This window comes from Saccharothrix carnea (assembly GCF_003014735.1).
In the GTDB taxonomy this organism is placed as follows: Bacteria; Actinomycetota; Actinomycetes; order Mycobacteriales; family Pseudonocardiaceae; genus Actinosynnema; species Actinosynnema carneum.
In genome coordinates this window covers 139859-162187 of the sequence record NZ_PYAX01000003.1, presented here as the reverse complement: position 1 = coordinate 162187, position 22329 = coordinate 139859, and the positions used below count along the sequence as shown (strand labels likewise).

General features: G+C 72.8%; 21 protein-coding genes. 14 read left to right on the top strand and 7 right to left on the bottom strand.

Annotation, left to right across the window (positions count from 1 at the left end):
- Positions 1-92: 92 nt before the first annotated feature.
- Both B0I31_RS08995 and B0I31_RS08990 read left to right on the top strand, forming a co-directional pair.
- The gene (locus B0I31_RS08995; protein WP_106614883.1) at positions 93-719 is read left to right on the top strand and encodes a hypothetical protein; all 627 of its coding nucleotides are present in this window, start codon (positions 93-95) and stop codon (positions 717-719) included.
- Between the two features lie 164 nt (positions 720-883).
- Positions 884-1393 carry a hypothetical protein gene (locus B0I31_RS08990; protein ID WP_106614882.1) on the top strand — a complete coding sequence of 170 codons (510 nt, stop codon included), beginning with the start codon at positions 884-886 and terminating at the stop codon, positions 1391-1393.
- 17 nt (positions 1394-1410) lie between these two features.
- Here the strand turns inward: B0I31_RS08990 and B0I31_RS08985 are convergent, their stop codons facing one another.
- Both B0I31_RS08985 and B0I31_RS08980 read right to left on the bottom strand, forming a co-directional pair.
- On the bottom strand, positions 1411-1971 hold the full coding sequence (locus B0I31_RS08985) for a GNAT family N-acetyltransferase (protein ID WP_106614881.1): 561 nt from the start codon (positions 1969-1971) through the stop codon (positions 1411-1413).
- The gene (locus B0I31_RS08980; protein WP_106614880.1) at positions 1968-2483 is read right to left on the bottom strand and encodes a YbaK/EbsC family protein; all 516 of its coding nucleotides are present in this window, start codon (positions 2481-2483) and stop codon (positions 1968-1970) included. The genes B0I31_RS08985 and B0I31_RS08980 overlap by 4 nt, the downstream gene beginning before the upstream one ends.
- A 182-nt stretch (positions 2484-2665) precedes the next feature.
- On the opposite strand from B0I31_RS08980, the gene B0I31_RS08975 reads away from it, so the two are divergent.
- Together B0I31_RS08975 and B0I31_RS08970 are read left to right on the top strand one after the other, a co-directional pair.
- Positions 2666-3079: an SAV_6107 family HEPN domain-containing protein gene (locus B0I31_RS08975; RefSeq protein WP_106614879.1), complete on the top strand. Its 414-nt coding sequence runs from the start codon at positions 2666-2668 to the stop codon at positions 3077-3079.
- Entirely contained in the window at positions 3076-3840 is a 765-nt protein-coding gene (locus tag B0I31_RS08970; RefSeq protein ID WP_106614878.1) for a maleylpyruvate isomerase N-terminal domain-containing protein, read from the top strand. Before B0I31_RS08975 ends, B0I31_RS08970 begins: the two co-directional genes overlap by 4 nt.
- 73 nt (positions 3841-3913) lie before the next feature.
- Here the strand turns inward: B0I31_RS08970 and B0I31_RS08965 are convergent, their stop codons facing one another.
- Together B0I31_RS08965 and B0I31_RS08960 are read right to left on the bottom strand one after the other, a co-directional pair.
- A complete protein-coding gene (locus B0I31_RS08965) occupies positions 3914-5497 on the bottom strand; it encodes an alkaline phosphatase D family protein (protein ID WP_106614877.1) in 1584 nt (527 codons plus the stop codon).
- Positions 5498-5524: 27 nt separating this feature from the next.
- Complete coding sequence (locus B0I31_RS08960; RefSeq protein ID WP_219910650.1) at positions 5525-6694, bottom strand: carboxylate-amine ligase; 1170 nt, start codon at positions 6692-6694, stop codon at positions 5525-5527.
- 79 nt (positions 6695-6773) lie between these two features.
- On the opposite strand from B0I31_RS08960, the gene B0I31_RS08955 reads away from it, so the two are divergent.
- From B0I31_RS08955 to B0I31_RS08940, 4 genes are all read left to right on the top strand, one after another.
- Positions 6774-7484 (top strand): VOC family protein, encoded by a 711-nt coding sequence (locus B0I31_RS08955; RefSeq protein WP_106614876.1) that lies wholly within the window; start codon positions 6774-6776, stop codon positions 7482-7484.
- A gap of 70 nt (positions 7485-7554) precedes the next feature.
- Positions 7555-8676 (top strand): hypothetical protein, encoded by a 1122-nt coding sequence (locus B0I31_RS08950; RefSeq protein ID WP_106614875.1) that lies wholly within the window; start codon positions 7555-7557, stop codon positions 8674-8676.
- A gap of 156 nt (positions 8677-8832) precedes the next feature.
- Positions 8833-9477 (top strand): GntR family transcriptional regulator, encoded by a 645-nt coding sequence (locus B0I31_RS08945; RefSeq protein ID WP_106614874.1) that lies wholly within the window; start codon positions 8833-8835, stop codon positions 9475-9477.
- A gap of 1 nt (position 9478) precedes the next feature.
- Positions 9479-10474 carry a 1-aminocyclopropane-1-carboxylate deaminase gene (locus tag B0I31_RS08940; RefSeq protein ID WP_106614873.1) on the top strand — a complete coding sequence of 332 codons (996 nt, stop codon included), beginning with the start codon at positions 9479-9481 and terminating at the stop codon, positions 10472-10474.
- Positions 10475-10840: 366 nt separating this feature from the next.
- On the opposite strand, the gene B0I31_RS08935 is transcribed toward B0I31_RS08940, so the two are convergent.
- Positions 10841-15385, bottom strand: a complete 4545-nt coding sequence (locus B0I31_RS08935; protein ID WP_181320070.1) for an ATP-dependent helicase — start codon at positions 15383-15385, stop codon at positions 10841-10843.
- A gap of 211 nt (positions 15386-15596) precedes the next feature.
- On the opposite strand from B0I31_RS08935, the gene B0I31_RS08930 reads away from it, so the two are divergent.
- Both B0I31_RS08930 and B0I31_RS08925 read left to right on the top strand, forming a co-directional pair.
- Positions 15597-17525: an Hsp70 family protein gene (locus B0I31_RS08930; protein ID WP_106614871.1), complete on the top strand. Its 1929-nt coding sequence runs from the start codon at positions 15597-15599 to the stop codon at positions 17523-17525.
- A gap of 51 nt (positions 17526-17576) precedes the next feature.
- Positions 17577-18794 carry an MFS transporter gene (locus B0I31_RS08925; RefSeq protein ID WP_106614870.1) on the top strand — a complete coding sequence of 406 codons (1218 nt, stop codon included), beginning with the start codon at positions 17577-17579 and terminating at the stop codon, positions 18792-18794.
- Here the strand turns inward: B0I31_RS08925 and B0I31_RS42525 are convergent, their stop codons facing one another.
- Positions 18795-18920: a hypothetical protein gene (locus tag B0I31_RS42525; protein ID WP_274534288.1), complete on the bottom strand. Its 126-nt coding sequence runs from the start codon at positions 18918-18920 to the stop codon at positions 18795-18797.
- A 9-nt stretch (positions 18921-18929) separates the two neighbouring features.
- Complete coding sequence (locus B0I31_RS08920) at positions 18930-19769, bottom strand: LysR family transcriptional regulator (protein ID WP_106614869.1); 840 nt, start codon at positions 19767-19769, stop codon at positions 18930-18932.
- A gap of 71 nt (positions 19770-19840) precedes the next feature.
- On the opposite strand from B0I31_RS08920, the gene B0I31_RS08915 reads away from it, so the two are divergent.
- From B0I31_RS08915 to B0I31_RS08900, 4 genes are all read left to right on the top strand, one after another.
- Entirely contained in the window at positions 19841-20302 is a 462-nt protein-coding gene (locus B0I31_RS08915) for a cupin domain-containing protein (RefSeq protein ID WP_106614868.1), read from the top strand.
- Positions 20303-20312: 10 nt separating this feature from the next.
- A complete protein-coding gene (locus B0I31_RS08910) occupies positions 20313-20507 on the top strand; it encodes a DUF3046 domain-containing protein (RefSeq protein WP_106614867.1) in 195 nt (64 codons plus the stop codon).
- Between the two features lie 171 nt (positions 20508-20678).
- Complete coding sequence (gene recA / locus B0I31_RS08905; protein WP_106614866.1) at positions 20679-21722, top strand: recombinase RecA; 1044 nt, start codon at positions 20679-20681, stop codon at positions 21720-21722.
- 6 nt (positions 21723-21728) lie between these two features.
- Positions 21729-22313: a regulatory protein RecX gene (locus tag B0I31_RS08900; protein WP_106614865.1), complete on the top strand. Its 585-nt coding sequence runs from the start codon at positions 21729-21731 to the stop codon at positions 22311-22313.
- The last annotated feature ends 16 nt before the right edge of the window (positions 22314-22329 follow it).

Sequence of the window (22329 nt, the reverse complement as noted above, 5' to 3'; positions counted from 1 at the left end):
ATCGTGCTTCCGGATACGGTCACCTCGGTTTCACGCCGAGGTCACCGTGTCCGGTGTTGGATGGGTGGGCGAACGACCATAGGGGGAACCTGATGACCGGACGTGCGATGCGGGCCGCGCTCGGCGTGGTGCTGGCGGGCGCGTTGCTCGTCGCCGGCGCCCCGGCGTACGTGCAGGCCCAACCGCTCGGTGACCAGGCCCAGTGGCGCATCCGCCAGGAGATCGTGGACCACGCCCTCCGCCAGGTCGGCCAGCGCGAGGGGAACGGCAACTACTACCCGCCGCAGTACCAGGTGGCGGGTCAGGGCGTGCTGCGGCCGGCCGAGTGGTGCGGCGTCTTCGTCAACTGGGCGTGGACGACCGCCGGCGTACCGGACCGCCCGTCGATGCGGCCCGCTGCGGGCGCGTCGGTGCTGGACCAGGGGCACTGGGCGACGTACTGGCAGAAGTGGGGCAAGGCCAACGGCCGGTGGAAGGACATCGGCCAGCGGGACGTGGCACCCGGTGACGCCGTCGTCTACGGCAACTACCCGGACATGCACGCGCACGTCGGCCTGGTGGTCGAGGTCAAGTACGACCGGACGGGCCGCAAGGCGACCCACGTGCGCACGGTCGAGGGCAACTTCGGCGACCGGGTCGTCTACTCGAAGCTGCGCGACATCGAGGGCCTGAACGCGGGCAAGTACCTGCGGGCCTCCGGTTTCGTCTCGCCTTTCTGAAATGGCGAGGCCCCAGGCCGAAACGGTCACTCGGCTCCGCTGAGTGACCGAACGTTAATCAGTTCGACTGACCGGCTTACCCCAACGTGTGCTCCGGTGCTGATGACCTCCTGGTCCGAGTACGTTCGGACCCGGACGCGTGATCCCAGGAGAAGGGGTGCCTGATGTCGATCATCGAGCAGAGCAGCGGTCAGTCGAATCAGACCACCGCGGAGTTCGACTTCCTCGTTCCGCAGTTGCCGTTCATCCGTCTGTGGGCATCGACAGCCCACTTCCCGGAGCCGCCGTACATCAGCTCCTACGACAACGTGGGTGACTGCTTGACAGTCGCCTCCGGTGCGAAGAGCTCGTTCGCGTTCGAGCCGGACCCAAGGGATTCGAGCACGTGGACGACCGCGGAGATCACCGACTTCGAGTTCCTGCTGAACGGGACTCCGGAAAAGCCGGTTCAGGCCTGGATCAACGTGTCGCTGGGGGAGAAGCAGCCGCCGAAGTTCACGGTTTACGTGTACGACGACGGACAGCGGGCCGGAACCATCTTCGGCAACTACGCCGGACCCTTGCAAAAGCCGAGCCCCTTCCCCGGCGGCAGTGACAACTACTTCGCCAAGATGCACGACGGCGAGGGGCGCTGGCTTTGGCTGTACCGGCTCTACGGGCCCGTGGCCCAATAGGGCCTCGGGGTTGGGTTTCAGGTGATCGGAAGGGTGCGACCCAGCACGGCGAACGGCCGGGGGTCGCCGGTGAACTGGTAGTGCCGCAGCACGTCCACGAAACCCATCCGCCGGTACAACCGCCACGCCTTGCTCGGGCCTTCCGGGGTGGACAGCAGCACCCGTGAGCTGGGCACGCCCTCCATCAGGTTGCGCAGCAGCTGCTCGCCGACACCCCGCCCCTGCGCTCGCGGCAGCACGTGCAGCTCGGTCAGCTCGAAGTAGTCGCGCATCCACTCCTCGACCGCCTTCGGCCCGGACACCATGGTCAGGCCGTGCCGCACCTGCTCGTGCCACCACTGGCCGACCGAGCCGCGATACCCGTAGCCGATGCCGATCAGCTCGTCCTGCTCGCCCAGCGCCACCACGCACCGCCAGCCGTCGCGCAGCATGTGCGCCAACCACATGGGCGCGCGCTGCTCGGCGGTGCCGGGTGGGTAGTCCATGGCGCTGACGTAGAGCGCGAGCGCCTCGTCCAGCCGGGAGTTCAGCTCCCGCGCGGACAGTGCGACGATCCGCTGGGACGGCGCGGCGGTCACCGGGCCACCTCGGACCGGGCGACCTCGGCAGGCGTGCCGCCGGTCAGGTCGAGCAGTCCCGCGTACGTCGTCGGGTAGACGGCGTGCGGGTGCCCGGCCGCCGCCCACACCACCTCGTACCGCTCCAGCGCCACGTCCACGAACGTCATGATCGGCGCCGGGTGCCCCACCGGGGACACACCGCCGATGACCTGGCCCGTGTGCTCGCGCACGAACGCGGGCGTGGCGCGTTCGATCGAGTCCGCACCCGCCAGCACGGCCAACTTGCCGGTGTCCGCCCGGTGCGCGCCGGAGGTGAGCACGAGCAGCGGTGAGGCGACGCCGTCCTGAACGGCGGCGAACACGAGGCTGTTGGCGATCGCGCCGACCGGTACGCCCACCGCCTCGGCCGCCGCGGCGGCGGTGCGGACGGCGTCGGCCAACACGCGGATCCCGTTCGCTGCCTCGTGGTGGCCCGCCTCGGACAGTGCGGCGGCCACCTTGCGGATGCCGGGGTGGTCGAGTGCGCTCACCTGTTCATAAGACCACGCGTGGTCGGGTTGAGGAGTGCCGGGCCGGCAGGATAGTCTGGTCTGGCTCGAACATTTGTTCGAGCAATGCCTTGGTGGTGGGGCGGGGGAAGCGCCCCACCACCAAGTGCCGCCGTCTCCCCGCGGCGGTCGTCGCTGTCCCGACGCCGCGAGGAGGCCGCGAGATGACTCAGACCTTCCCCCGCCGCATTCCCCTCCCGCTACCACCGACGTCGGCGGTGACCCTGCTCGGACAGGCCCGCGAGTGCCTGGCCGAGGCCGAACGGGACCCGAACCCGCCCACCCGCTTCGCCACGGCCTACCTGGCCGCGATGCGGGCCGCGGCGGCCGTGCTGGCGGCCAGGGGCCGACCCCACCGGGGCCGGGCCAAGCCGACCAGCGTGTGGGTCCTGCTGTCCTCCCTCGCGCCGGAGTTGCGCGAGTGGGCCGCGTTCTTCGCCGAGTCCTCGGCGACGCGCGCGGCCGTGCTGGCGGGCATCACCAGGCAGGTCACCCAGCGCGCAGCCGACGACCTGGTGCGCCAAGCGGCGCAGTTCACCGAGTTGGTCGACGAGATCATGTACGAGGACGGACTGTGAGCAGGGGACTGGTCGCCTACGACCGCCTGATCGACGTAGTGGAGGCCGAAGCCGAGCGCCTGGCGGCGTCGGCCGAGGGACAGCGCCCGGAACGCCAGGTGCCCGCGTGCCCCGGGCTCAACCTCGGGGAGACGGCGCGGCACGTGGGCAGCACGTACCGGATGGTGTCGACGTGGCTGAGGGAAGGCAGCCAACCCCTGGTGTGGCAACAGGACCCGGAGCCGGGGCAGACGTTGCCGGAGTACGTGCGCGCGGGCGTGCGGCCGCTGGTGCGGGCGCTGCGTCCGCACGAACCGGACGACCCGTGCGAGACGTGGTGGCCCGCCGAGCGCAACCACAACTTCTGGGCCCGGCGGCTGGCGCACGAGTCGACCGTGCACCGGATGGACGTGCAGGCGGCGGCCGGGCTGCCGGTCGACCCGGTGGACGACGACATCGCCGAGGACGGCGTGGACGAGATCCTCACGCTCTGGCTGGGGCACCGGCTGGACATCCTCGGCGTGCGCGGCACGCGTGAGGGGACCGTGGCGATCCGCGCGGGGGAGAGGGTGTGGCTGGCCACGACCGGCCCCGACCCGGCGGTGGCCCGGCTGGTCACCGAAGAGGAAGCCGGCGCGGCGAACGGCGAGGTGATCGGCACACCGATGCAGGTCTACCGCTGGCTGTGGGGCCGCATCCCGGACCGCGACCTGCCGCCGACCACCGGAGACCACGACGCGATCGCCCAGCTGTGGGCGTTGCTGAGGCTGGCCACCAAGTAGGGACGTGCGCCCGCCGCCGGAGAACCCGACCTCCGTCCCGGCGGCGGGCGCACCCGCACTCACCGCGGCGACCTCACAGCGTCAACGAGGTCGCCTCGTCCAACCCGTCGCCCTTCGCCGTCTCCAACCGGAACCGCGCCTCGCGCCCGTCGACCTCCAGCACGCCGACCGAGTTGCCGAAGTGCGGTCCGCTGAGCTTGTGCCACCCCACCGGGTCCGGCGAGATGCCGCGCCGGTCGGCCCACCACCGCAGCACGCGCGCGATCGGCTTCGACCACGACAGCCGGAACGCGGGCCGGAACACCCACGGCGGATCGTTGTGCACGGGCGAGCACACGAGCTGGTACACCTTCGCGTCCACCGACGAGGCGAACGTCGCCCGCGCCGCGTAGCTGTGGTGCACGTCCCCGGACAGCACGCACACCGTGCCGGGCGCGTCGTCGGACCGCGAGATCCGCTCCAGCAACCGGGCCAGCCGCTCGAACGACGCCCGGAACGCGGGCCAGTGCTCCAGGTCCGCGACCTGCCGCACCTTCTCGCCGACCCGGCCGCGCCACCCCGGCAGGCCCGCCATCCGCTCGTTCAGCGACTGGAGGTGGCTCAACGCGTGCGGCATCAGCCAGGGCAGCGACGAGCCGATCAGCAGGTGGTCGAAGTCGCCGCGGGCGTTCTCCTCGATCCAGTCGAACTCCTGGTCGCCCACCATCAACCGCTGCGGCCCCGCGAGGATCCGCCCGCTGCGCGTGTCGATCACCAGCAGCCGCACCCGGCCGAAGTCGCGCCGGTAGCTCCACCGCGTCGACTTGCCGCCGTCGACCTCGCGGTCGGCCCGCTCGGCGAAGTCCTCCAGCAACGGCTGCACGTCACCGCCGGTGGACCGCACCTTGGCGTACAGCTCGTCGGCCGCCAGCTCGTCCGGGCTGAGGTTGCCCAGGTGCTGGTACACCCAGTACGACGCGAGCCCCGCCCGGATGCGCTCCGGCCACCAGCGCTTGGCCGCCATCTGCTCGCGCCACGTGCGCGAGGTGTTCCAGTCGTCGCGCACGTCGTGGTCGTCGAAGATCATCGACGTCGGCACCACGGACATCAGCCAGCGGATCTCGGGGTCCGACCACGACTCGTGGTACAGCTCGGCGTACTCGCGGAACGACACCACCTCGCCCGCCGGCTCCGGTCTGCGCTCGGCCAGCCACCGCGTGACGCGCGGCGTCGGCTCGTCGGCGTAGACCTGGTCGCCGAGCAGCACCAGCGCGTCCGGCCACCGCTCCCGGGGCTCGTCCTTCATCCGCAACGCGTAGGCGTCCAGCGCGTCCGGGCCGAGCTTGTCCGCCGCACCGTCGACGACGTCGCCCTTGGCGGCACGGCACGACCCGAACAGCAACCGCCGCACCGGCGTGGTGCGGATGCACGGCGGCGGGAACGGCGAGTCCGGCCGCGGCCACACCACGTCACCGTCCAGCCGCACGTCGTAGTCGGTGGTGGTGCCCGGCGCCAGGTTCTCGACCACCACCAGCGCGAAGTGCTGCTCGCCGACCTGGAACGTCTCCGCCCGGTGACCGGCGACGGCGACCTCGCAGGGGGTGTCCGTCTCGACCCACACCGTCGCCGAGGTGGAGTCGACGTGCCGCAGCACCGGACCGAGGACCAGGTCAGCCATTCGTGAAAGGTAGCGCGGGAGCCGGGGTCAGCGGCGCGCGGCGTGCGGCCCGACCACCGGCGCCTGCCGGTCGGTCCGGCTGACCAGGTGGTCCACCACGTCACGCAGGTCGCCGCGGTGGGCGTGCGCTTGGCGCTGCTGTCGCGCTCCGCCACCGCGCCGGCACAGGTCGCGCAGGACCGTTCGCACCTCCTGGAGCTCGCCGAACCCGTCGAGCACGGGCGCGACGTCGTCCAGCAGGCGGCGCACGAGGTGCGGCAGCGGTCGCAGGCGGCCGTCGTGCGGGTCGTTGCCCTGGCCGGTGCAGCCGTCCCGGGCGGCACGCCAGTAGGCCGCGCGCAGCACGTGGTCGGCCACGGCGGGACCGGTGTCGCCCCGCCGGACGCGGTCGAGGGCGAGGACGGCCATGGCGCGCACGAGCGCGGCGAGGGCCACCACCTGCTCGACGTCGGTCACGGCGTCCATGGGCCGGATCTCGACGGTCGGCAGGTGGGCGCTGGCCCGCACGTCCCAGAACAACGTCGCCTCGTCCACCAGGGCACCCGCCTCCATCAGCCGTGAGACGGCCCGGTCGTACTCGTCGGCGGAGGCGAAGTGGGGCGGTGGACCGGACACCGGCAGCAGCTGCGTGGCCATCGTGCGCCAGCAGGCGTAACCGGTGTCGCGGTGGTCGTGGAACGGCGAGTTCGCGGCCAGCGCGATCAGCACCGGCAACCAGGGGCGCAGGTGGTTGCCGACCAGCACCGCGTGCTCGCGGTCCGGCATGGCCACGTGGACGTGCGTGGCGCACACCGCCGAAGTGTCGGTCAGGGCGCCGTAACGGCGCTGTCCCTCCCGGTACCGGGCGTCCTCGCGCACCGGCGGCGGTAGGCGCGCCCCCAGCACCGGCGTCCCCGACGCGTACACCGCCAACCCCTCGCGCAGCGCCGCCGCCCGGACCGCCGCCCTCATCCCCAGAACCTGGTCGCGCACCTCCTCGACACCGCCGCACGGCGCCGTCTTGGCCTCGACCTGGTACTCGGTGAACTCGCCGCTGACCTGCTCGCCCAGCGTCCGTTCGGCGACGGGCAGCACCCGGGACGCGCACGGCGCGACAGTCCGGGTCAGGGGATCGACCAGGAAGTACTCCTCCTCGATCCCCACGGTGGGTCGCGCGTCGTGCTTCGGCGTCACGGCCAGCAGGGTTCCCCGCGGCACGGGATCTCACCGGCAACCACCCGGTCGAGCACCGGTTCTCCGGCGGGAAGACCGCCCGGCCGGGCGTTACCGTCGGACCATGGCAACGAGGTGGCACGACGTCGTGGTCGATTCGGCCGATCCCGCCGCGCTCGGCCGGTTCTGGGCGGCCCTGCTCGACCGGCCGATCACCGGCGAGGACGCGGACGAGGTGGACGTGGCGCTCGGCAACGGGCAGGAACTGGTGTTCGGGCTCGTGGCCGACCCGAAGGTGGTGAAGAACCGGGTCCACCTCGACCTCACGTCCACGTCGCCGGACGACCAGGCGGCGATCGTGGCACGGGCGGTGGAACTGGGCGCGAAACCGGTCGACATCGGACAGGGCGACGTGCCGTGGGTGGTGCTGGCCGACCCGGAGGGCAACGAGTTCTGCGTGCTGGAGCAGCGCGACGAGTACGCGCACACCGGCCCGGTCGCGGCGGTCGTGGTGGACGCGCTCGACCCGCGGGCGCAGGTGGCGTTCTGGGCCGGTCTCACCGGGCTGCCGGTGACGCGCGAGCACGACGACTTCGCGTCGTTGACGCAGGAGGCCGGGCCGTCGCTGGAGTTCGTCCGGGTGACCGAGCCGAAGGCGGCGAAGAACCGGCTGCACCTCGACCTCGCGCCACCCGCAGACGGCGACCTGCCGACCGAGGTGGCCCGGCTGGAGGCGTGGGGCGCGGTGCGGGCGGACGTCGGGCAGATCGACGTGCCGTGGGTGGTGCTGGCCGACCCCGAGGGCAACGAGTTCTGCGTGCTGACGCCCCGGTGACCCTGCGCGCTGCCCCCGGGACCGGTCGGGCAGGCTTGACTGGCGTGCCGGCGTGTGTGGGGATTCAACGGTGAGTCGACCCGCGTACCTGGAACCGCGCACCGACGTCGCCGCGGCGGACGACTGGTCCACCCGCCTGGTCCTCGACGAGTTGCGCCGCTACGGGCGCCCGTTCGCCGCCATCGCGGTGGTGCTCTTGGTGGTCGCGGTGAGCCTCGTGGTCTTTCCCCGGGCGACGCCCGGCACCGTGGCCACCGTGGTGGTGCTCGGGCTGCTGAGCCTGCTGACCGCGATGCCGCCGCTGGTGCACCGGTGGGAGACGGCGCCGCACCGGCGGGGACTGCTCGACCAACCCTGGCGCCGCGTTCCCGCGACCGTCGCCGCCGGCGGTGGGACGTGGGACGAAGACCGGCTCCTGGTCTTCGCCGAGGAGCGGACGTTCGTCCTGAAGGGCACGTTGCCCGAGGCGGTGGGCCTGGTGCTCGACCGGCAGGAGGTCTTCCTGTGCGGGCCGGACGAGCAGGGGCGGGCCGCGGTCCGGGTCCCGGGACTGTGCCGGCTGTACTCGTTGCGGGTGGACGAGACCGACGCGCGGCCACGTGAACGCGAACCGCACCTCGTCGGCCGACCGCTGGACGACCCGACCGTGGCCAAGTCCTTCCGGGGCTTCCGGTGGGGCACCCGCGCCTGGGTGTGGTGCGTGCTCGGCGCGACGGTCGGCGCGGCCCTGGTGGTGCTGAGCCTGTGGCCGTTGGCACCGGCCGGACTGGTGGTCGGCGGCCTCCTGATCACCGCCGCCGCCGTCATGACGCCGAGCACGCTCCTCGTCTCCGGGCTGTACCGCCAGGCGGTGGCGGCCGCCGAGTCGGCGACGGAGTGGACACCCGTCCCCATCACCCTCTTCCCCTGGGACACCGACGAGGAGGTCGCCGGACTCGCCCAACTGCCACGCGGCACGGCGGTCGTGTGGTTCCCCCTGCCCAACCCGGACCTGATCGCCAACATCGCCGACACGGGGACGGTGTGGATGGCGGGTGACGGCGAAGTCGTCACGGTCGGCCTGCCGCGTGTTCCCGCGCTCATGTTCGCGATGGTGCACCCGGACCGCGACGTGCCGGAGGACCTCCCGAAGCCGTGGCTGCTCCAAGTGCTGGAACCGTCGTGGGACGGCGTCCCCGCGCTGCGCGGCTGAGCAGAACACCGAGGGGTGAACCGTTGCCGGACAACGAAGAACCGGCCTGATCACCGACCGGCCTGCGGTGCACTCGTACTACAGCGCGGGGTAAATCCCCGGACCACGCGCAACCCCCTGGCGATCACCCGGTAGGGCCGTCTACAGTGCGCCAGTATGCAATATATTAGTCGGGCGCTGTTCCGGGACCAGGCGCTGACCGCGATCCGCGAGGCGATCCTGGGCGGCGACCTGGCGCCCGGCGTGTCGATCAAGGACGTGGAGCTGGCCGAGCGGCTGGGGCTGTCCCGGACGCCGGTGCGCGAGGCGTTGGCCCGGCTGACCGACGAAGGCCTGGTCGAGAGCAAGCCGCACAGCTACACACGGGTCACGCCGCTGGACACGGCGGCGGTGCGTGACGCGCACGTCGTCGTCCAGGCCATGCACGCGCTGGCCGCCCGGCTGGCCACGCCACGCCTCGTCGGTGCCGACCTGGACGCCATGCGTGCCGCGAACACGGCGTTCGCCCACGCCCTGGCCAACGGCGACGTGCCCGCCGCGCTCGCCGCCGACGACGAGTTCCACGCGGTGGCCGTGCGGCGGGCCGACAACTTCGCCGTGTCGGCCACCATCGAGCGCTACACGCCGCTCGTGCGCCGGCTGGAACGGCTGCGGTTCGCCGCGCCGACCGGCCGCCACTCGGTGGCGATGCACGACGAGATCATCACCGCCTTCGCCGCAGCCGACGCCGACCTCGCGGTCCGGCTGGTCGAGCGGAACTGGGCGACGTTGGCCGACCTGCTCCCGGTGGAGGAGAACTGACATGGCGCTGAACGACTTCGAGCGGTTCCCGCTGACCTTCGGCCCGTCGCCGGTGCACAAGCTGGAGCGGCTGACCAGGCACCTCGGCGGTGCGCAGGTGTGGGCCAAGCGGGAGGACTGCAACTCCGGCTTGGCCTACGGCGGCAACAAGACCCGCAAGCTGGAGTATTTGGTCGCCGAGGCGTTGGCGACGGGCTGCGACACGTTGGTGTCCATCGGCGGCGTGCAGTCCAACCACACTCGCCAGGTCGCCGCGGCGGCGGCGCGAGCCGGGCTGAAGTGCGTGCTGGTGCAGGAGAGCTGGGTCGACTGGCCGGACACGGTCTACGACCGGGTGGGCAACATCCTGCTCAGCCGCCTGATGGGCGCCGAGGTGCGGCTGGTGGAGGCGGGCTTCGGCATCGGCGTCAAACCCGCGTGGGAACAGGCGATCGAGGACGTGCGTGCCGCCGGCGGCACGCCGTACGCCATCCCGGCGGGCGCGTCGGACCACCCGCTGGGCGGACTCGGCTTCGCCGGCTGGGCGGCCGAGGTCGAACGGCAGGAGGCCGACCTGGGGGTGCGGTTCGACACGATCGTCGTGTGCTCGGTGACCGGCAGCACGCAAGCGGGCATGGTCGCCGGCTTCGCCGGCAGCGGGCGGAGGATCATCGGCATCGACGCCTCCGCCGAGCCGTGCGACACCCGCAACCAGATCACGCGCATCGCCAAGAACACGGCGGGCCTGCTCGGCGTCGAGGTGACCGACGAGGACGTCATCCTCGACGAACGGTTCCACGAGGGCATCTACGGCGTCCCGGGCGAGTCCACTGTGGACGCCATGAAGCTCGGCGCCCGATTGGAGGGCATGATCACCGACCCGGTGTACGAGGGCAAGTCGCTGGCGGGCCTGGTGGAACTGGTCTCGACCGGCGAGATCCCGCGCGACTCCACGGTCCTGTACGCCCACCTCGGCGGCCAGCCCGCGCTCAACGCCTACAGCGCCCTGTTCCGGTGAGGTGCCCTCTGGTCCGCTAGAGGTGCCTCTGTCCGCTAAGCGTCCCGTGAGTCCGCACGCGTCTCGTGAGTCCGCACGCGTCTCGCGAGGGGCGGTTCCGTGCGGTGAGCGTCCCGTGTGGGCGGCGGTAAGGGTGGTTCCGTGCGGTGAGGTCCGTTCCGTGGGGGCGTCCGTTGGTCGGTGGATTGCGGTCGGTGGGGTTCGTTCGTCGGTGGGGTTCGTTCGATGGGCGGGCGGACCGGTTCGCCGTGCGCCGCCGCCTCCTTTCATCCCGGCAACGTCAATGGTGGGCGAAAAGTTCCTTGGTGGCTTGCACTTTTGGGTGATCCCGGTGGTCGGGGGCGGGTCGCCGTGTTCGTTGGTGTGTCACGCCCGTAGTCGCAAACCCTTGGGTGTGGCGCGGAAGCCTGCTTCTTGGAGGATGCCGGCCAGTCGGGAACCCAGGGCCACTTCGCCGTCCGCCCGCTGCACGGCCAGTTGGCCCAGCCAGCCGTCGCGCACGGCGCGGCTCAGGGCTTGTGCCGCGGCACGCAACGATTCCTCCTCCTCCGTGAACGACAGCAGCGAACGGCCGCCCCGCTCGACGTAGAGCGTGGCCAGGCCGTCCACCAGCACGACCAGCGCACCGGACTTGCGGCCCGGCCGGTGCTTGCCCTCGCCCGACTGGTCCGGCCAGGCCAGTGCCGCGCCGTAGGGCTGCGCCGGGTCGGCCGCCGCCAGCACCACGGCGTCCGGGCTGCCCGCGTGCTCCTGGCCGGGCGGTCTGGACGACGCGCGCAGCCGGTCCACCGCGCCCCGGGCCGCGAACTGCGCCGCGCCGAGCCCCTCGACCACGTACCCGCGCACGACCTGCCCCGACTCCTCCATCGCCCGCAGCACCCGGTACACGCCGCTGAACCCGCCGGTCACCCGCTCGGTGTCCAACGCGCCGCGGGTCAGCACGCCGTGCCGCTCCAGGAACGCCTCGGCCCGCGCGTGCGCCCGCCGCGTCGCGTCCGCCGCCGGCACCACGGCCAGCGACCACCGGCCCGCCACGGTCGGCGGCCCGGTGCGGCTGGGCATGTCCGGTCTGCCGGCCCGCATCCGCGCATACCGGCCACGGGGCGCGGCACGCCGGGGCTTGTGCGCCGTGCCGCCGCCCGCGACCAGCGCGCGCAACGGCGCCAACGTGTCGTTGGTGACCACGCCCGCCCACACCAGGTCCCACAGCGCGCCGACGACCTCGCCGTCCGTCGTCGGCCCCTGCAACGACACCCGGTCGACCACCTGCCGGAAGAACAGCGCCCCACCGCCCAACGCCTCCACCACGGCGGTGTGCAGCGACGAGTCCGGCATCGCCTCCGGCACCAGGTCCGGCAGCAGCAGGTCGGCCACATCGGTCGGCGCCAACGCGATCCAGCCGTCACCACCGGCCAGCGAGCCGCACCCGGTCCACGTCACCTCGCCGGACGCGGTCAGCTCGTCCAGCAGCGCCGGGCTGTAGCCGGGCAGCCGCGCGGGCAGGATCAGCGACTCCACCGCGCTCGCGGGCAGCGGCGCGCCGGCCAGCTGCTCGACCACCGAGTACACGTCGTCCACGGTCGGCGCGGACCGCGGCCGCCGACCCACGCCGTGCCAGCCCGGCAGGAACCGGCCCAGCGCCGCGGGCTCCACCGGCTCCACCTCGGCCCGCAACCGGGCCAGCGCCGCACGCCGCAGCCGCCGCAACACTTCGGCGTCGCAGTACTCGGTGTGCGTTCCGCCGGGTCTGAGCTCGCCGCGCACCAGCCGCCCGGTGGCCGCCATCCGCTCCAGCACCCCGGTCACCACGGCCACGCCGAGCCCGAACCGCTCCGCCACCTCCGCCGCCGGGAACGGCCCGTGCGTGCGCGCGTACCGCGAGAGCAGGTCGCCCAACGGGTCGGCCACCGGCTCGGTGAACACCTCCGGCACGCCCACCGGCAGCGCCACGCCCAACGCGTCACGCACCCGGCCCGCGTCCTCGATGCCGATCACCCGGTCCTCGCTCGCGATGCGCACCCGGATCGCCCGCCGCTGCGCCACCAGGTCCGCGAGCCATTCCGGCTGCACGCCCCGCGCCAGCGCCTCCGCCTCGGACAGGTCACCGAGGAACCGCAGCAGGTCCGCCGCACCTTCCGCGTCACGCGCGTGCCGGTCCGGCGCCAGGCGCTGCAGGTTCCGCTCGACCTCCTCGACCACCTCCGGGTCCAGCAGCTCCCGGATCGCCTCGGAGCCCAGCAGCTCCGCCAGCAGCGCCGAGTCCAGCGACAACGCCGCCGCCCGCCGCTCGGCCAGCGGCGCGTCCGCCTCGTACAGGAACATCCCGACGTACCCGAACAGCAGGCTGCGCGCGAACGGCGACGGCGACGGCGTCTCCACCTCCACCACGCGCACCCGCCGTGCCCGGATGTCGGTCATCAGCTCACGCAGGCCCGGCACGTCGTACACGTCCTGCAGGACTTCGCGCATCGCCTCCAGCACGACCGGGAAGCTCTCGTACTTCGCCGCCACCGACAGCAGCTGCGCCGCCCGCTGCCGCTGCTGCCACAACGGCGAGCGCTTGCGCGGATCACGCCGGGGCAGCAGCAGCGACCGCGCCGCGCACTCCCGGAACCGGGCCGCGAACAACGCCGAACCGCCCACCTCGGCCACCACGACCTGCTCGACCTCCTCCGGGTCGAGCAGCACGTCCTCCGCGCCCGCCACGACCTGCGCGCCGTCGAGGTCGACCGCGTCGGGCAGCCGGATCACGATCCCGTCGTCGGAGTGCGCCGCCTGCACCTCGATGCCGCGCCGCTCCCGCAACCGGGCCGCGATCGCCAACGCCCACGGCGCGTTGACCTGCGCCCCGAACGGCGAGTGCACCACCAGCCGCCAGTCGCCCAGCTCGTCGCGGAACCGCTCCACCAGCACGACCCGGTCGCTGGGCACGTGCCTGGTCGCCTCACGCTGCTCGCCCAGGTAGGCCAGCAGGTTCGAGGTGGCCCACGCGTCCAGCCCGGCCGCCGCGGTCCGCTCCGCCGCCGCCGAGTCGTCCATCGTGGACACCTCGCGCAGGAACTTCCCCAGCGCACGCCCCAGCTCCAGCGGACGGCCCGGCGCGTCGCCCTTCCAGAACGGCATCCGCGCGGGCTGACCGGGCGCGGGCACCACGATCACCCGGTCGTGGGTGATGTCCTCGACCCGCCACGACGACGTGCCCAGCAGGAACGTGTCGCCGACCCGCGACTCGTAGACCATCTCCTCGTCCAGCTCGCCCACCCGCGAGCCGGGGCCGCGCTCGGACGGCGGCGTCATCACCGCGAACAGCCCCCGGTCGGGGATCGTGCCGCCCGACGTCACCGCCAGCCGCTGCGAGCCGGGCCTGCCGCGCAGCTCGCCGGTGATCCGGTCCCACGTGATGCGGGGCCGCAGCTCGCCGAACTCCTCGCTCGGGTACCGGCCCGCGAGCATGTCGAGCACGGCCTGCAGCGCCGACTCCGGCAGCGCGGCGAACGGCGCGGCCCGCCGCACCAGCCCGGACAGCCCCTCGACCGTCCACGTCTCCATCGCCACCATCGCCACCACGTGCTGCGCGAGCACGTCCAGCGGGTTGCGCGGGTACCGCACGGCCTCGATCGCGCCGTCCCGCATCCGCTCCGCCACCACCGCGCACGACACCAGGTCGCCCCGGAACTTGGGGAACATCACCCCGCGCGACACCGCGCCCACCTGGTGCCCGGCCCGGCCGACGCGCTGCAACCCGGACGCCACCGTCGGCGGCGCCTCCACCTGCACCACCAGGTCGACCGCGCCCATGTCGATGCCCAGCTCCAGCGACGAGGTGGCCACCACGCACGGCAGCCGGCCGGACTTCAGCTCCTCCTCGACCACCACCCGCTGCTCGCGCGACATCGAGCCGTGGTGCGCGCGGGCGATCGCGGCCGAGCGCTGGGTCGTGACGCCGGACTGGGCGGGTGCCTCGGCGGGGAACCGCTCCAGCTCGAAGGCCTCCTCGGCCAGCTCGTTGAGCCGCGCGGTGAGCCGTTCGGCCAACCGCCGCGAGTTGGCGAACACGATCGTGGACCGGTGCTGCCGGACGAGTTCGAGGATCCGCTGCTCCACCGAGGGCCAGATCGACGCCCGCTGCTCCGCGCCCGCCGCCGAACCCGACACCTCGCCGGTCGGCTCGCCGAGCACCGACATGTCCTCGACCGGCACCTCGACCTGGACCTCGATCGTCTTGGGCGTCTTCGGCTGCACGACCCGCACCGGCCGCCCACCGGCGAGGAACGCGCTCACCTCCTCGACCGGCCGGACCGTCGCGGACAGCCCGATCCGCTGGGCGGGCCGCTCCAGCAGCGCGTCCAGCCGTTCGAGTGACAACGCCAGGTGCGCGCCGCGCTTGGTGCCCGCCACCGCGTGCACCTCGTCGACGATCACCGTCTCCACACCGCGCAACGACTCCCGGGCGGCCGACGTGAGCACCAGGAACAGCGACTCCGGCGTGGTGACCAGCACGTCCGGCGGTGTCCGCGCGAACGCCCGCCGCGCGTCCGCGGGCGTGTCGCCGGTGCGCATGCCGACCGTGACGTCCGGCTCGGGCAGCGACAGCCGGTGCGAGGCCTGCCGGATGCCCGCCAGCGGCGCCCTCAGGTTGCGCTCCACGTCCACTGCCAGCGCTTTCAGCGGCGAGACGTACAACACCCGGCACCGCCGCTTGGGCTCGGCGGGCTTGGGCTCCGACGCCAGCCGGTCCAGCGCCCAGAGGAACGCGGCCAACGTCTTGCCGGACCCGGTCGGCGCGATGACCAGCGCGTGCTCGCCGGCAGCCGCCGCCTCCCACGCGCCCGCCTGCGCCGCCGTGGGCGCGGCGAAGGCCCCGGCGAACCACTGCCGGGTCGCGGGGGAGAACGCGGCCAGAACATCCACCCCCACATCTTGAACCAGGGGTCTGACATTTTCGGATTGCGCCGCCTCCGGCGTCGCGGGCTCGGTCGCCCGGAAGTCGGTCGTTCGCGCCTGATCTTCCGACGATCGAAGAGCGTGATCGCCGGAAAATGAGTCGCGAACGACCGACGCGACCTCGCGGGGTGGGTGGCTGTGGCACGATCACCCCGGCTGAACCTGAGGGGTGTATATCGTGCGCGTCCTGTCCGTCGACCTGGGCACTTCCAACACCGTCGCGGTGCTCGCCGCGCACGGCAGGCCGCCCAGGGTCGTGGAGGTGGACGGCTCGGCCACCATGCCGTCTGCCGTGTACTGCGAAGAGGACGGCACGCTGGTCGTCGGCCGTGACGCCGAGCGCCGCGCCCGCCTCGACCCGGCCCGCTTCGAGCCCAACCCCAAGCGCCGGGTGGACGACGGCGTGCTGCTGCTGGGCGACAACGTGGTGCCGGTCACCGACGCGCTGGCCGCCGTGCTGCGCCGCGTGCTGGACGAGACCACCCGCCAGCTGGGCGGTGAGCCGCTGGACGAGGTCCGCCTCACCCACCCCGCGCAGTGGGGCCCGACGCGCCGCAACGTGCTGCTGTCCGCGGCCCGCCTCGCGGGCGTGGCCGGCGAGGTCGTGCTGGTGCCCGAGCCGGTCGCCGCCGCCTCCCACTACGCCTCCCTGTCGGTCGGCCAGGCGCTCGCGGTCTACGACCTGGGCGCGGGCACGTTCGACGTGGCCATCGTCGGCGCCACCCAGAGCGGCTTCACCGTGCTCGCCGAGGACGGCCTGCCCGACCTGGGCGGCCTGGACGTCGACCAGGCACTGCTGGAGCACGTCGGCAGGCAGGTCTCGCACCGCGACCCGGCGGCCTGGCAGCGGCTGCTGCGCCCGGAGTCCACCGCCGACCGCCGGGCCCGCCGCACGCTCCAGGAGGACGTGCGGGCGGCCAAGGAGTCCCTCTCGCGGCACGCGCACACCGAGGTGCCGATGCCGGAGCCGTTCGAGGACGTGCTGGTCAACCGCTCCGACCTGGAAGCGCTGGTCCGGCCGAGCATGATGCGCAGCGTCGAGCTGCTGGAGTCGACGATCCGCTCCACCGGCATGGCGCCCAACCAGCTCGCGGGCATCTACCTGGTCGGCGGCGCCAGCCGGATCCCGCTGGTCGCGACCATGATCGCCGAGCAGGTGCGGATCGTGCCGACGAGCCTGGACCAGCCGGAGACCTCGGTCGCCCTGGGCGCGCACCACGTGCCCAAGAACGGCGTCACGCCGAGGTCCCAGGAGCCGACCAGGCCCAGGGAGCCCGACACGGTCGTCACCAAGCCGGTGACCCCGCCCGGCGGGGTGTACCAGCAGAACCCGGCGGTCAGCGGCGCGCACCCGGTGAACCCGGCCGTCAGCGGCCCGTACCAGGTCAACCCGAGTTCCAGCGGCGCGTACCAGGTCAACCCCGGCACGAGCGGCGCCTACCAGGTCAACCCGGGCACCAGCGGCGCCTACCAGGTCTACCCGCAGACCGGGCCGCAGCAGTTCAACTTCCCGAGCGTCGGCACGCGCGCGCAGCCCGAGCCGAAGAAGAAGCCCGACCGGAAGACGCTGCTCATCGCCGCGGGCGCGGCCGTGGTGCTGGTGCTGGGCGTGGTCGGCGGCATCTTCGCGTTCAGCGGGGTGGACGTGCCCAGCGCGCAGGAGTGCAAGAACGACACCCAGCAGGACGACAAGGGCTTCACCGAGTGCCTGCGCCTGCTCGCGGGCACGATCCCGGACACGAGCACGTGCAAGGCGGGCGGCACGCCCGGTGTGGGCGGCGTCAACGGCATCAAGGGCAGCGTGGTCAGCTGCGCGGTGAAGGACGACTACTCGGTCCAGTACGTGCTCACGGAGACGGTCGTCGGCGCGCAGCACGGCGCGGAGGCCGTGGTGCGGTCGCTCAAGACAGACATGGTCGAGGCGCAGTGGGCGGGCAACGGGCTCACCGGCAAGTACCGGGCCGCCGCGGACGGCGGGCTGGGGCTGCTCGTGTTCACCGCGAACGACCTGCCGCTGCTGGGCATCGTGACCAAGAGCGGCGGCGAGGAGCTGACCGCCGACCAGGTCGCGGACTTCTTCGAGGACGCGGTCCAACCCGGCACCTGAGACCCGGACGGTGGCTGGTAGGCCCCGGTCCCGCCTGGCACAGTCAAGATCATGACCGTGGTCGACGCCGTGCAGCGCAGGGTCCTGCGGGTGCTGGCGGTGACCCAGGTCCTCGGTGCGGCGGGCGTCACCATCGGCCTGGCGGTGAGCACGCTCATCGCGGCCGTGCTCGCCGACTCCGACGCGGTCGGCGGGATGGCGCAGACCGCGGCGGTGCTCGGCGCGGCCGTGTTCGCGCTGCCCGCGGCCCGGTTGGCGGCCCGTGCCGGACGCCGTCCCGCGCTGGTCCTGGGCTACGGCGCGGGCGCGGTGGGTGCGGCGGTGGCGGCGTGCGCGGTCGTGCTCGGCTCGTGGCACGTGCTGCTGGTCGCGCTCGTCCTGTTCGGCGCGGCGTCCAGCGCGAACCTCGCGGCCCGGTACGCGGGCGCGGACCTCGCCCACCCGCACCGCAGAGCGCGCTCGGTGGCGTTGGTGGTGTGGGCGGCGACGCTGGGCGCGGTGATCGGGCCGAACCTCGCCGACCCGGCGGGGCGGGGCGCCGCGCGGCTCGGGTTGCCGGTGGGCGCCGGGCCGTACCTGCTGTCGGCGGTGCTGTTCGGCCTGGCCGCGCTCGTCGTCCTGCGGTTCCTGCGGCCCGACCCGCTCACGCTGGCCAGGTCCGGCCTGTCGCCCGCGGTCGGCACCAAGCGGTCGATGGCGGTGTGGCGGTCCCTGCCCGCCGCCGGGAAGCTCGCGCTGGGCGGTGTGACGCTGTGCCACACCGCGATGGTGGGCCTGATGTCGATGACGCCGGTGCACATGGAGCACGCGGGGTCGTCGCTGCGCGTGGTGGGCGTGGTGATCAGCCTGCACGTCGCCGCCATGTACGCGGCCAGCCCGCTGTTCGGGTGGATGGCCGACCGGCTCGGCCGGGTGCCGGTGCTGGCCATCGGCGCGGCCCTGGTGGTCGCCGCGTCCGGTATCGCGGGCATGGCGCCCTCGCACGACGCACCGCAGCTGGCCGCGGGGCTGGCGCTGCTGGCGTTCGGCTGGTCGGCGGGCGTGGTGGCGGGATCGGCGCTGCTCACCGAGTCGGTGGGGGTGGTGGACCGGCCGGCCGCGCAGGGCCTGTCCGACCTGTGCATGAACGTCGGCGGCGCGCTCGGCGGCGTCACGGCGGGCATCGTGGTGACCGCGTGGTCCTACGCCGCGCTGGGCCTGGTCGTCGGGTTCACCGCGCTGCCGCTGCTGGTGACGTGCCTGTTCGCGTCGTCGCAGCGGGTGCGGTGATCAGCGCTTGCGGTTGTACCAGAGGGCGCGCACGCCGACCACGATCGCCGCGACGAGCACGGCGATCGTCGCGACCGTGGCGATCGGCGACGACAGGCCGGTGGGGTCTTCCTGCAACAACAACACAGGTCGAGGTTAGCGCGCCGCCGCGGCGAACTCGCGGACGCGGACCGTTTCGCCCGCCGTGCGCCAGACCATTCCCCACGTCAGCCGCGGCGCGCCGACCAGCGGCAGGAACGCGATCTTCGGGCGGGCGAAGTAGCCGGCGGCGTGCGCGCCCAGCGGGCAGACGCCCTCGCCGTTGGCGATCGCGGTGAGCAGCTCCTGGAACGTGGTGACGTCCCGGCCACGCGTGATCGGCGCGCCCTTGGGAGTCGTGTCACGCCAGTAGGCGGCGCGGAAGACCGTGTCCCGGGCCAGGTCCTCCAGAGTCACGGACGCCTGCCGGGTGAACGGGTGCGTGTCCGACACCGCCAGCACCAACGGTTCCTCGAACACGAGCGGCCCGGACGTCAGCCCCGGCTCGCCGACCGGGAACAACGTCACCAGCACGTCCACCTCGTCGGCCCTGAGCAGCGAGAACGGGTCGGTGAACGGCGCCTCGCGGACCCGCACCTCGCTGCCGGGGTGCCGGGCGCGGAACCGGTCGAGGACGTCGGTGACGAGGTCCGCGACCGCCGGGGCCTCGAAGCCGACGCGCAACAGCGACGTCCCCCGTGCGGCCTCCACGGCGCGCGCTACGCCGTCCACGATCTGCCGGTAGGCCGGTGCCAGGTCGTCACGCAGGCGGCGGCCGATGGGGGTGAGCGCGACCCGGCGGCTGGTCCGCTCGAACAGCGGCGCGCCGATGCGGCGTTCCAGCTGCTTGACGGACTGGCTGACGCGGGCCTGGGAGACGCGCAGCCGCTCGGCGGTGCGGCTGAAGTGCAGCTCCTCGGCCAGCGCCAGGAAGACCTCCAGGTCACGTCGTTCCATAACCGTGAGGTTATCGTTCCATCCGGTCTGCGTCGTTGTTCGGGCCCGTCCCGGCGACGAGTCTCGAGGTCATGGAAAACACCCTGCTCGTCCGCGCCGACCAGGCCGAGAAGCTCGACGCCGACCCCGCCGCCGTGGTCACCCTCCTCGCCGACCTCGACGGCCTGACCGGCAACCGGTCCACGTTCCGCGACGGTTCGGACGGCGCGCCGCCGCACTTCCACACCCGCGCCTCGGAGCTTTTCTTCGTGCTCGACGGCACGCTCCAGGTGCTGCTCGACCAGGACGTGGTGACCCTGGAGCGCGGCGACTTCCTCGTCGTGCCGCCACGCGTGCCGCACGCGTTCGGCGCGCTCAAGGGAGCCGACGCGGACGTCCTGTTCGTCTTCACGCCCGGCATGGGCCGGTTCGACTACTACCGCCTCCTCGACCGCGTGCAGCGCGGCGAGGCGAGCCCCCAGGAGATCCGCGACTCGCAGGACCGGTTCGACAACCACTACGTCGACAGTCCGGTCTGGAAGGCGGCGCGATAGCCTGGACCCGATGCGCATCACGATGTTCCGCAAGCTGATGGCCGCCGAGTTCGGCGAGGTCAGGGCGGAGATGGTGGCCCGGGACCACGTGCTGTCCGCCCTCGGCGGCCGGACCCCCGACCAGGCGTTGGACGACGGTGTGCCCGCCAAGGAGATCTGGGTGGCCGTCTGCGACGCGTTCGACGTGCCGGAACAGCGGCGGTGACCCGGTGTGTCGACCAGGTGGTCGAACACCTGTTCGGCTACACTCCCCGACACGACCGGGTGACAACACCCCGCAGGTGACCTGGTCCCCGCCGAAAAATGTCGGACCCCACCCGTAACGTCGGCCCCGACATCGCACCGCGACCCCAAGACACTCCGAGGTGGACCCCAGATGGCACCCCAGGCACCCGACCGGGACAAGGCCCTCGAACTGGCCCTGGCCCAGATCGACAAGCAGTTCGGCAAGGGCTCGGTCATGCGGCTCGGCGAGGAGACCCGCGCCCCGATCCAGGTGATCCCCACCGGCGCGATCGCGCTCGACGTGGCGCTCGGCATCGGCGGCCTGCCCCGCGGCCGCGTGGTCGAGATCTACGGCCCCGAGTCCTCCGGTAAGACCACGGTGGCGCTGCACGCCGTGGCCAACGCCCAGCGCAACGGCGGCATCGCCGCGTTCGTCGACGCCGAGCACGCGCTCGACCCGGACTACGCGAAGAAGCTGGGCGTCGACACCGACGCGCTGCTGGTCTCGCAGCCCGACACCGGCGAGCAGGCGCTGGAGATCGCGGACATGCTGGTCCGCTCCGGCGCGCTCGACATCCTGGTCATCGACTCGGTGGCGGCCCTGGTGCCCCGCGCCGAGATCGAGGGCGAGATGGGCGACAACCACGTGGGTCTGCAGGCCCGCCTGATGAGCCAGGCGCTGCGCAAGATCACCGGCGCGCTCAGCAACTCCAACACCACCGCGATCTTCATCAACCAGCTGCGCGAGAAGATCGGCGTGATGTTCGGCTCGCCCGAGACCACGACCGGCGGCAAGGCGCTGAAGTTCTACGCGTCGGTGCGGCTGGACGTGCGCCGCATCGAGACCCTGAAGGACGGCGGCGAGCCGGTCGGCAACCGCACCAGGGTCAAGGTCGTGAAGAACAAGGTGGCCCCGCCGTTCAAGCAGGCCGAGTTCGACATCCTCTACGGCCAGGGCATCAGCCGTGAGGGCTCGCTCATCGACATGGGCGTCGACCAGGGCATCCTGCGCAAGTCGGGCGCCTGGTACACCTACGAGGGCGACCAGCTGGGCCAGGGCAAGGAGAACGCGCGGAAGTTCCTGCGCGAGAACCCGGACGTGGCCAACGAGATCGAGAAGCGGATCAAGGAGAAGCTGGGCATCGGCGCCACCCTCGACGCCGAAGAGGCCGCCGCGGCTCCGGTCGAGTTCTAAGCGGGCGTGGCAGGACGAGGTGGCCGTGGTCGCGGGCCGTCCCGCGACCCTTCGGCCGACGAGGACGAGCCGCGCCCGGTCGACCCGGCGAAGGAGCAGCGCAAGGCGACGGACATCTGCTACGCGCTGCTCACCGCACGGGCCCGGACGCGCGTGGAGCTGAAGGACGCCTTGCTGCGCAAGGGCATCAGCGAGCAGACGGCCGAGCTGGTGCTCGCCAAGTTCGACCGGGCGGGCCTGATCGACGACGCCGCGTTCGCCGAGGTCTGGGTCCGTTCACGGCACACCTACCAGGGCCTGGGCCGCCGTGCCCTGGCCATGGAGCTGCGCCGCAAGGGCGTGGCGGACGAGGTGGCGGCCGAGGCCGTCGCCGCGGTGGACGACGAGGCTGAGGAAGACCGGGCGCGTGACCTGGTGCGCAAGAAGCTGCGCGCCATGGCGAACCTGGACGACACCACCAAGATCCGCCGCTTGGTCGCCGCCCTGGCCCGCAAGGGTTACGTGGAGGGCCTGGCCTACCGCGTGGTCCGCGAGGAACTGCGCCGGGCGGGCGAGGACACGTCCACGTTGGACGATCTGACCCAGGACTGAGGACCGGTCACGTCGT